The sequence below is a fragment of the Cohnella thailandensis genome (genome assembly GCF_014212135.1).
Classification (GTDB): Bacteria; Bacillota; Bacilli; order Paenibacillales; family Paenibacillaceae; genus Cohnella; species Cohnella thailandensis.
Genome location: NZ_JACJVQ010000033.1, coordinates 18936 through 28099, shown reverse-complemented (window position 1 = coordinate 28099; position 9164 = coordinate 18936). Strand labels below are relative to the sequence as shown.

Here is a 9164-nt window from a genome sequence, read left to right as displayed (position 1 = left end):
TGCCCGAGATACACGGATTTTTCGCACAACGCCCGCCGCCGGAGCGCCGATCTGCCCGAGATACACGGAATTTCCGCACAACGCCCGTCGCCGGAGCGCAGATCGGTCCGAGATGCACGGAATTTCCGCGCAACGCCCGCCGCCGGAGCGCCGATCTGCCCGAGATACACGGATTTTCCGCGCAACGCCCGCCGCCGGAGCGCCGATAGGCCCAAGATGCACGGAAATTCCGCGCAACGCCCGCGGCCGGAGCGCCGATCGGCCCAAGATGCACGGAAATTCCGCACAACGCCCGCCGAAGTCGCTGACCAATCCGCGTAAGCCGAAGTACGCCTTGGCGGACGAGCAATCGCGCGATATTCGCGGCATTTTCACAGGTCACGCCAAAAATGGACGAACCGCTGGGAGAGAGCCGGGAACGAGCCGCTGCTAGGTTCATAGACTGGATTATACTCAGCTAAGGAGTGTGATCCCATTATGGCTAACAGACGCCCTCGACCCATCCGCGGCGATTCCCAAAAGTCGAAGACTTATAAATTCGCCAAGAAGAATCTCGTGCCCGTGCAAGGGACGACCTTCAATCGTTTGACCGTCGTCTGGGTGCAGAACAACGGCGTTCCTTTCAACACGACCGGCTTCTTTGCTACCTTGACCCGGAACAACGTCATCGTCAGCATCGCAGCGTTCGATTCCTTCGGCGTTGCCCGGTTCAATAATATTCCCGTTCTCACCAGAGTCAGCTATACGATTCGGACGTTCAACGCGAACGGCGTTCTGTTCAGAAGAAGGACGATACCGGCCGGAGTTCAGACCTTCGCGATCATCGGCTAAGAGAGAAAGCCGGATCGGCTAATGCCCGGCAGCCAAGCAACATTACAAGCGAGCGAGCAAGCAAGCAAATAGGCGAGAAGGCCAGCCCCGAAAGGACCGGCCTTCTTGTTTTTTTGCCTTTCCCTCACCGACCTGCCACGACCTGCCACGACCGCCACCGACCCGCCAACGCTCTCCCTCTCGTCCCGTGGTTGTCCCGAGATCATCCCCCGAAAGAGGCGCGAAAAGCAGCCTGAAGCTTAGCGAGATCAACCTCCCAGAGCTCGGCGACGGCTTCGCTTACTTCGGCATCCCACCAATCCGCCAGCTTGCGGCGATCGCTGCGGTTCTCCGTGATCCAGATCAGATTGCCGATCACCCGTTTCACGTACAGCTCCTCCGCTTGCCGGATTTTCTCCTCCGGCACGTAGAGCCGCAGCCGCTTGACCGTTCGGTAAAGCTCGTTGCTGCACGCCCTGCGAATCGTGCGGGCGGAGGGCAGGGGGGCTTGATGCTTCGGTTGTCCTGCTCTCATCGGTCATCCTCTCCCGACATTAACCTATGCAAGGAGGGAGGCTTCGGACACAGGCAGGCCGCCCGGCTCGGTAGAGGGGGCGGCCATGACGGACAAGCTTATTGAACGACCAGGTAACCGACCATCGGGATGCTGGTTTGCGGGTCGCTGTGCGTGGTGCAGACGATCGAATAGGTGCCGGCTTCCTTCGGGGTGAAGTTCACGACCGTCGTTTTTCCTTTTTGCACGGTGCCCTCGATATCCAAGCCTTCGATCACGAACGGGTGGGACTGACCGCTGACGCCCGTGATGCGAAGCTCGACCGGAACGCCTTTTTTGACGGGAATCGTGCTTGGGGCGAAGACATACGCTTCCAGCTGCTTGCCGTTTACGGTGCTCGTGAACTCTCCGGTAACGAGATTGAACACCTGCGTGCCGGAATCGTCCAACGTAGCCATGGCGGGCTTATTTTGCTGCCAACCGATATAAACCCCGGCGATAATGACGACCAATGCGAGGACGAGGTACCACTGCGCCCTTTTTTTGCTAATGAACACGACTTTGCTCATCGTCCGCTCTCTCCTCTTCAACTTTGTCCTACTTCTACCAAGAGTCTATGCGCGAGCCCGTCCCTGCATGACAAGCCGTTTTGTCCGTTCGATAGTTTGCGTAAAGAGCATGCCATGCCCTATGATAGAGAAGATTGAATCTTTCAAGGAGTCGAAGAGGGAGTGTGGAACGCGCTACATGATGGACACGATTCATGGATGGCTGGATCAGTTGCTGGTGTGGATAGAGAGTCTCGGCTACTTCGGAATTATTATCGGACTTGCGTTAGAGGTTATCCCAAGCGAAATCGTTCTCGCCTATGGCGGCTATCTCGTATCCAAAGGAGACATCTCGTTCTGGGTCGCCGTGCTCTGCGGAACGATCGGCGCCGTGCTGCAGCAATGGATTCTGTACGCGATCGGCCGTTTCGGAGGTCGCCCGTTCGTCTATAAGTTCGGCAAGTATCTGCACATTAAAGAGAAGCATATCGAGCTGTCCGAGCGCTGGTTCGAGAAATACGGTCCGATCATCGTGTTCACCGGGCGGTTCGTTCCGGTCATGCGCCAGGTCGTCTCGCTGCCCGCGGGCATGTCCAAGATGAACTTGACCAAATTCACCCTTCTGACCCTGATCGCTTCGCTGCCCTGGTCTCTTCTGTTCGTATGGCTCGGATGGAAATTGGGGGACCAGTGGGAAAATATCGACGAAAAAGCGGCTCCGTACGTGCAGCCGATCATCCTTGTCGCGATTGCGCTGTTGATCGTTTACTTCCTGTTTCAGTATCTGCGCAAGCGTTCCAAGTCCTCCAAGAATACCTGATTCCAAGAGGACGGGCGAGAGTTAGGCGCGGTTAGGCGTTATTAAACTCATCTGCTACAATAGAGGCGTTCAAGAACCTATTTCCAGAAGCGAGGGAACTTTGATGAGCAAATCACTTTCCGCAAGACTGAATACCGGCATTTCTCCGCAGGCGTTCATGGACGGAATGACCAAAAATAAAGAAGCGTTCGCGGCGAACTACGAAGGGTTCTCGTGGCCGGACGACGAGCAGAAGGAGTTCTTCGAATCGCTGAACAACCGCGACGACCTTCGCTGCATGATCATCAGCGCCGAATGGTGCGGAGACGCGCTTCGGAGCGTGCCGGTCGTATTCCGGGCGATGGAGACGGCCGGCATTCCCACGGAAGTGTTCATTATCGAGCAGCACCTCGATTTCATCGACGAGCACCTGACGCTGGGAGGCCGCTCCATCCCGATCGTGCTGTTCACGGATACCGGCGGCTACCTCCTCGGCAAGTGGGGTCCTCGTCCCGCGCACGTTCAGCAGGTCATGATCGACTTCAAGGCGGCGAATCCGGACCGCGAGGCGGCGGATTACCAAGACAACCTGACAGCTGCCCGCCAGGAGATCGGCCGCCGTTACGGCGAGCAATCGGATTACGCTCCTGTCGTCCTGCGCGAGCTGAACGACCTGTTGTCCGGCTTCTAAAACGGCGGGAGGGATAGGCGACATGGTTTCTTTTCAACGGTATACGTTAGGGGCGCTTCAGACGAACGCATACGCGGTGACAAGCGCCGACCGCAAGCGGGCGATCGTCATCGATCCGGGAACGCCGGATCCGGCGCTCATTCGCCGCCTGGAAGGGCTTCAGGTGGAAGCGATCGTCCTTACCCACGCCCACTTCGATCATATCGGCGGAGTGGACGAGCTGAGGAAGCGCTTCGGAGCGCCGGTTTATCTCCATGCCCAGGAGAAGGATTGGCTCGTCGACCCGGCGAAGAACGGCTCCTTGCGCTGGACGGACGTGACGCCTCCGGTGAAGACCGATCCGGCCGAGTTTGCCCTGGAAGACGGGCAGACGATCGAGTGGATCGGGGAAACGTTCCGTATCTTCCATACGCCGGGTCATTCTCCCGGCAGCGTCAGCCTGCTATGCGGCGACCTTCTGTTCGCGGGGGACGCGCTGTTCCGGCGTTCGGTCGGACGCACCGATCTTCCCGGCGGCAACCAAGCGGCCCTGGAAAAGTCGATTCGGGAGAAGCTGTACGCGCTCCCCGATTCGGTGCTCGTGCTTCCCGGACACGGCCAGGAGACGACGATAGGCGAGGAGAAGCAGTCGAATCCTTACGTTCGTCCTTAAGTAGGCTCCTATATCTGTAAAATATTTCTTTACTATTCGCTAAGCATCTGATAATATGGGCCTTACCAAGGTTCATAGAATTCGAACGGCTGCGAAGAACGCAGGCTATGAGAGGATACCTCTCTTGCCTGCGTTCTTTTTTTGTTGCGGCTTCCATTCTGAGTTGCGGGGATAGGGGGAAAGCGGTTATGAATCGCAAGCGTCAATTGACGATCAGCCTGGCTGCGGCGCTATTGTCCGGCATGCTCGTTTATAGCATCTACTGGCTCCAGATCAGGCAGATTCGAGAGGAAGAGATGGTGAAGGTCGTCGTGCCCAAGCAATTCATTCCGGCGGGCACCATTCTGGAGGAGGGAATGCTCTCCACGATCTCTCTTGCGAAGGCATCCGTGCAGGAAGGGATGCTGACGAGGATCGGCGAGGCGTCCGGCTTGCAGGCGGTCGCTCCTCTCGGGGCGGAGGAGCCTCTGCTGGCGTGGAAGGTGGAACGGTTCCCGCTGCTGCCCCGCCCGGGAGAGGCGACGTTCCAAATCCCGCGGAACTACGTGAAGTCGGTGTCCAACGGGATAAGAGCGGGTGACCGGGTCGGGGTATACCTATCTTCGGACAAGGAGCCTTCCCGAAGGCTGTATGCGGAGGCCGTCGTCGTCGCGGCCGTGAAGACGGCGGCGAACACGGAGATCGAGAGCCCCGAGAACAGCAGCCTCGAATCCCTGACCAGCGGAGACAAAGAGAAGATGTACGCCTCCCGAAGGGACGCGAACGGCACCATCGATTCGGTCAACCTGAATCTGACGGAGCGGCAATGGCTGGAGCTCGACGCCGCCTGCAAGGACGGAAGCTCGAAGGTCGTCATCGCCTACGAAGCTTCCGCTATCGATATGGAAGAGGAGGAAGGAGCATGAGCGCGGCATCAGGCAAGTTGGTCGCTTTCGGCGGCTCTACGCCGAACATCGGGACATCGCTTGCGGCATTCGGAACGGCTTACCGGATCGCATCCACGACGGGGAAGAGGGTGGGCTTCCTCTGCCTGAATCTGAAGAGCGCGAAGACGCATTTGTACTTGGGCATCGACAAGCCGGAGGTGACGCTCGACGGAATCCGGCCGGAGCTGAAGGCCGGAACCCTTAGCGGAGAGAAGCTGAAGCAGTACGCTTTCGCGCCGTCCCGCCTTAACGGCCTGCATGTGCTGTTCGGCAATCTCGCCCGCGACCAGGCGGAGTATTACGAGCCGGAGCAGATGACGAGCTTGCTTCGGGCGGCTAGAGAGGCCTTCGAGCTGACGATTGCGGACGTGAGCGCGTATTGGGACAACGCCGCCACGGTTTGCGCGATGCGCGAGGCCGATCACCGGTGTCTGGTAACGACGGGGAACCTTAGCCATTTTCAAGAGGACGTTCATCGGTGGACCGGGCAGGTCGGCGCTCAATTCGGGGTGGAGAGGCAGCATTATCAACTCGTGCTTCTAAACGGAAAGTATCCGTATTCGGGAGGAGGGTTCGGAATGAAAGAGATTCGCAAGGAGACGGGAGCCGTATCGCTCTCCGAGCTGAGACTGAAGGAGAGCCTGCATCTTCAGCTGGACAGCGGCCGCTTGGACGAATGGCTGGCCTCGGACGAGAGGAACGCGGCCGCCTTCGATTCCGTGGTCGATCCGCTGCTCCGGACGCTGAACTGGGCCGAGAGGCTGCAGAAATCGGATCGTCCGTGGCGGAGGAGACTCATGATGCACCGGAGCAGAAGGCGATGAACGGGGCGCCGGATACGAGAAGCAGGATGGTCGAGAAGACGGGGCAAGCGGAGAACGATGCCCGCGGAGGAGCCGCGCTGCAAGGGAAGGAGCCGGCAACGCGGCGGTTCTCGCCGACCGCTTACGCGGCTAAGCTTCAAACCGACAGTTCGTTGCCGAGCTCCCAGCCATCGCTGCTAAGAGAACCGGGGAACGGGTTGGCCGGCATAGACCTTAAAGCTCTGACGGAAGAAGCGAGACACATGCTGGCGGCCCCTAGAGGCTGGAACGAGGAAGAGCAAAGGCGCTACGCGGAGAAGCTCAACCGGGCCGTGATCGGATTCCCGCAGGAACGCGCGGAGCTGCTCGCCGTCCTGTCCGATTGGATCATCAAGAAGCGGCTGCAGCATCTCTCGACCGGCTCCCTTCCGTACGGAACGTTGGCGGAGGCGCTGTTCGCCGAGGTGATCGGACTGAACGTGCTGGAGCTGGTGCTTCGCCATCGCGACGGTTTGGAGGAGGTTCAAGTCGTCGGGACCCGGATCTTCGAAGTGAGAGACGGTCGGGCCGTTCCGTCCGCCTATCGATTCGAAGACGTGGCGATGGTCGAGAGAATCCAGCAGAACCTGGTGCTGTTCAATAACGATCGGATCAACCCCCGCAAGAGGTGGGCGGAGGTTCAATTGCTCGACGGCTCCCGGGTGACGATGACCGGGTTCGGCTTTACTTCGCAGCCGACGCTGACCATCCGCTTCTACACCGTTCGCCGATTCGAGCTGGATACGCTGTGCCGGCCCGAGTATCGGACGATCAACGAGCCGATACGCGAGCTGCTTCGGGCGATCGTCGATTCGCGGTTCAATATGGTCGTCATCGGGGCCACGAATACAGGCAAGACCCACTTGATCAAGGCGCTGATCGCCGCCATGCCGGACGAGGAGAGGCTCGTGACGATCGAAGGCCGGTACGAGCTGTCCCTGCTGCGGGATTTTCCGGACAAGAACGTCATCGAATACGAAGCCGACGAAGAGGACCCGCTGCACGGCTCGAAGCAGGCGTTTAAGCTCGCGCTTCGCCAATCCCCGCAACGGATCTGCCATGCGGAGATTCGCGACGAGGACGCCAATATCTATGTCAGGGCCTGTACCCGCGGGCATGAAGGAAGCGTCACTTCCGTCCATGCGAACGCGCTGGAGGACGTGCCGGAAGCATTGACGGACATGTGCATGCTCGACAACCGCGGAATGAACCCGGTCCGGCTGACGAAGCGGATTACCGAATACGTGACGCAGATCGGCTTCGAGATGAGGATGGTCGGTTCGTCGCGCAAGCTCGTCCGAATCGGGGAGTTCGAATGGCGCGAAGGAGAAGCCGTCGTTCGCGACTGGGTGCGGTATGACGAAGAAAGCGGAGAATGGAAGCTCCCGCTGAATTGCTCCCCGAAAGCGAGGGAGAGGCTGGGACGATACGCGCCGGAAGCTTGGAAGAAATTGCGGCCAATGGTTCAGGCGGGGAAGGGGGACTGAGCGGCCAATGGGAATCGAGACCGCGCTCCTTCTGCTCGCCGTGTTCGTTTTGCTTTACGCTCTGCTGCGGATGGGAATCGCCTTATTTTCCGATCATGCGGCAAGGAGACGCCGGCTCCGCTCGAACCGGGAGCCCGTTTGGAGCCGGTACGCGGGACGGTTCCTTTCCCGCTTCGGCAAGCCTTACGACCATCTCGCGGACTTGCTCGCGGCATCCGGATGGAAAAGCCGAGCCGAAGGGTTCGCTCTCTTGTCCGTTGGGCTTGCCATAGCCGGAATAGCAGTCGGGGCCGCGCTTTTCCATTCGTTCCGTTCAACGGTGTTGCTAGCCGCGATGCTTGCTTTGCTCCCTTACAGTCTGCTTCGCATGAGGCTGATCAAGCGGCAACTGGCCGTCCGATTGGATTTTTTGCCGGCTCTCGAGCTGTTCTACCAGTGCTACCTCGTCACGGGACGCAGCCACGTTCGCATCGCGCTGCAGCGCGCCGTCGAGGAAAGAAGGCTCGCCGGCGAGGCGCAGCTCGTGTTCGAGCAGCTGTATCTTCAGCTCTGCGTCCACGAGGACGATGAAGCCAGCCTTCGACGGTTCGCGCTCGCGATCGGGAGCGTATGGGCGGATTATTTCTGCAACATGCTTCGGGTCGCGCTCGCCGAGGGCAACGACATCGCCGACAACCTGAAGGAGCTGATCGGAGACATGCGCAGCTCCCGATTGGAGGATCAGAAGGAGCGTCATCGGCTGCTTGAGATCCGTATCGCCAACTTTTCCCCGGCGCTCTTCTTCGGTTTGTTCATCGGCATCAACATCCGCATGAATCCGGAGGCGAGCTACCGGTACTACCTGGCGGATGCGGGAGGCAGAGGGATGCTGCTCAATGCGGTCGTCATGCTGTTCGCGTCGCTGCTGATGGGAATCTATTTGTCCAGGAGACGACTGTAGGAGGGGGCGAAACGGATGGCTTCGTATGATCAAGGGATGTTCGGCCTGATCGGCTGGATCGTTCAGCTCGCGATAGGGGCTGTCGGCTTCGCGATCGTGCTGAGATTGCTGTTCGAGCGCCGCCCGCGTTGGAGAACGGCTCGGAGAGGAATTCATGCGGACAACGTCCCCAAGTGGTGGCTCCGTCTGACAGGGAGCTTGACGGAGAGCTCGGCGTTGTCGGAGAGAAGAACGCTGCTGGCGGGCTGCGGAATCCGAATCGAACCGGAGCTTTATCTTGCTTCCAGAAGGAGCTTGCTGGCGTTCCTTCCCGCGCTCGCCCTGCTGGCGCAATGGCAAGGAGGCAAGGCTATCCCGGCCGTTTATGGATGGTACGCGCTTTTTGCGGCTTGCGCTTTATGGGCTCTCGCGCTGTTCGACAGGGCTGCGCTGGAATCCTACAAGCAGTACCGAACCGACCGAATTCGCAAGGAGCTCGTCGTCGTCAGCAGCCAGCTGCTCTACTACGAAGGTTCGAAGCTGCACCTTCACGGCAAGCTGCTGAGATGCCTGCCGTACACGAGAGTGCTGCGGAGCGAGATGCAGCTTCTGCTCAACGAATGGTACCACGACGCCGATCTGGCGCTGAATCGGTTCAAGACAAGAATCGGAACGGGGGAAGCTTACGGGTTCGCGGAGACGCTCCGGGCGCTTCGCATGAATGAAGGGGAAGCGGTCTACGAGATGCTTCGCGAAACTCTCCGGGAATACAAAGCGAAGATCGAGCTCTCCAAGGCGGGGCGCAAGGAGACGGCCTCGTATTTCCTGTTCGTCCTCGCGGGAATTCCGATTCTCTACAGCTTTCAAATTTTCATCTATCCCTGGGTTCAGGAATCCCAGAAGCTGTTCGATAAGCTGGGCTCTTGAAGGATAACGCGGCCGAGGAATGATAATGGCCGAAGGTGCGGTTCTCGAA

11 protein-coding genes are annotated in these 9164 nt (G+C 59.2%); 9 read left to right on the top strand and 2 right to left on the bottom strand.

Annotated elements, in window-relative coordinates:
• The first annotated feature begins 477 nt into the window (after positions 1 to 477).
• Positions 478 to 831: a hypothetical protein gene (locus H7B67_RS30485; RefSeq protein ID WP_185123687.1), complete on the top strand. Its 354-nt coding sequence runs from the start codon at positions 478 to 480 to the stop codon at positions 829 to 831.
• A 202-nt stretch (positions 832 to 1033) separates the two neighbouring features.
• On the opposite strand, the gene H7B67_RS30480 is transcribed toward H7B67_RS30485, so the two are convergent.
• On the bottom strand, positions 1034 to 1345 hold the full coding sequence (locus tag H7B67_RS30480) for a dehydrogenase (protein WP_185123686.1): 312 nt from the start codon (positions 1343 to 1345) through the stop codon (positions 1034 to 1036).
• A 98-nt stretch (positions 1346 to 1443) separates the two neighbouring features.
• Positions 1444 to 1893 (bottom strand): cupredoxin domain-containing protein, encoded by a 450-nt coding sequence (locus H7B67_RS30475; RefSeq protein WP_185123685.1) that lies wholly within the window; start codon positions 1891 to 1893, stop codon positions 1444 to 1446.
• Between the two features lie 181 nt (positions 1894 to 2074).
• On the opposite strand from H7B67_RS30475, the gene uptA reads away from it, so the two are divergent.
• The 8 genes from uptA to H7B67_RS30435 all read left to right on the top strand — a co-directional run bounded on the left by uptA (position 2075) and on the right by H7B67_RS30435 (position 9115).
• The gene (gene uptA / locus H7B67_RS30470) at positions 2075 to 2692 is read left to right on the top strand and encodes an undecaprenyl phosphate transporter UptA (RefSeq protein ID WP_185123690.1); all 618 of its coding nucleotides are present in this window, start codon (positions 2075 to 2077) and stop codon (positions 2690 to 2692) included.
• A gap of 103 nt (positions 2693 to 2795) precedes the next feature.
• Positions 2796 to 3362 (top strand): thioredoxin family protein, encoded by a 567-nt coding sequence (locus H7B67_RS30465; RefSeq protein WP_185123684.1) that lies wholly within the window; start codon positions 2796 to 2798, stop codon positions 3360 to 3362.
• A gap of 22 nt (positions 3363 to 3384) precedes the next feature.
• Positions 3385 to 4014 carry an MBL fold metallo-hydrolase gene (locus tag H7B67_RS30460; RefSeq protein ID WP_185123683.1) on the top strand — a complete coding sequence of 210 codons (630 nt, stop codon included), beginning with the start codon at positions 3385 to 3387 and terminating at the stop codon, positions 4012 to 4014.
• Between the two features lie 188 nt (positions 4015 to 4202).
• On the top strand, positions 4203 to 4919 hold the full coding sequence (cpaB, locus tag H7B67_RS30455) for a Flp pilus assembly protein CpaB (protein WP_185123682.1): 717 nt from the start codon (positions 4203 to 4205) through the stop codon (positions 4917 to 4919).
• Positions 4916 to 5764, top strand: coding sequence for a CpaE/TadZ family protein (locus H7B67_RS30450; RefSeq protein ID WP_185123681.1), 849 nt, complete (start codon positions 4916 to 4918; stop codon positions 5762 to 5764). Before cpaB ends, H7B67_RS30450 begins: the two co-directional genes overlap by 4 nt.
• Positions 5761 to 7269 (top strand): ATPase, T2SS/T4P/T4SS family, encoded by a 1509-nt coding sequence (locus H7B67_RS30445; protein WP_245364100.1) that lies wholly within the window; start codon positions 5761 to 5763, stop codon positions 7267 to 7269. The genes H7B67_RS30450 and H7B67_RS30445 overlap by 4 nt, the downstream gene beginning before the upstream one ends.
• 7 nt (positions 7270 to 7276) lie before the next feature.
• Entirely contained in the window at positions 7277 to 8209 is a 933-nt protein-coding gene (locus H7B67_RS30440) for a type II secretion system F family protein (RefSeq protein WP_185123680.1), read from the top strand.
• Between the two features lie 15 nt (positions 8210 to 8224).
• Positions 8225 to 9115, top strand: coding sequence for a hypothetical protein (locus H7B67_RS30435; RefSeq protein WP_185123679.1), 891 nt, complete (start codon positions 8225 to 8227; stop codon positions 9113 to 9115).
• The last annotated feature ends 49 nt before the right edge of the window (positions 9116 to 9164 follow it).

Coding starts and splice junctions, on each gene's coding strand:
- H7B67_RS30445 (WP_245364100.1), top strand. CDS start 5,761: ATGAACGGGGCGCCGGATACGAGAAGCAGGATGGTCGAGAAGACGGGG.
- H7B67_RS30465 (WP_185123684.1), top strand. CDS start 2,796: ATGAGCAAATCACTTTCCGCAAGACTGAATACCGGCATTTCTCCGCAG.
- H7B67_RS30450 (WP_185123681.1), top strand. CDS start 4,916: ATGAGCGCGGCATCAGGCAAGTTGGTCGCTTTCGGCGGCTCTACGCCG.
- H7B67_RS30475 (WP_185123685.1), bottom strand. CDS start 1,893: ATGAGCAAAGTCGTGTTCATTAGCAAAAAAAGGGCGCAGTGGTACCTC.
- H7B67_RS30485 (WP_185123687.1), top strand. CDS start 478: ATGGCTAACAGACGCCCTCGACCCATCCGCGGCGATTCCCAAAAGTCG.
- uptA (WP_185123690.1), top strand. CDS start 2,075: ATGGACACGATTCATGGATGGCTGGATCAGTTGCTGGTGTGGATAGAG.
- H7B67_RS30460 (WP_185123683.1), top strand. CDS start 3,385: ATGGTTTCTTTTCAACGGTATACGTTAGGGGCGCTTCAGACGAACGCA.
- H7B67_RS30440 (WP_185123680.1), top strand. CDS start 7,277: ATGGGAATCGAGACCGCGCTCCTTCTGCTCGCCGTGTTCGTTTTGCTT.
- H7B67_RS30435 (WP_185123679.1), top strand. CDS start 8,225: ATGGCTTCGTATGATCAAGGGATGTTCGGCCTGATCGGCTGGATCGTT.
- cpaB (WP_185123682.1), top strand. CDS start 4,203: ATGAATCGCAAGCGTCAATTGACGATCAGCCTGGCTGCGGCGCTATTG.
- H7B67_RS30480 (WP_185123686.1), bottom strand. CDS start 1,345: ATGAGAGCAGGACAACCGAAGCATCAAGCCCCCCTGCCCTCCGCCCGC.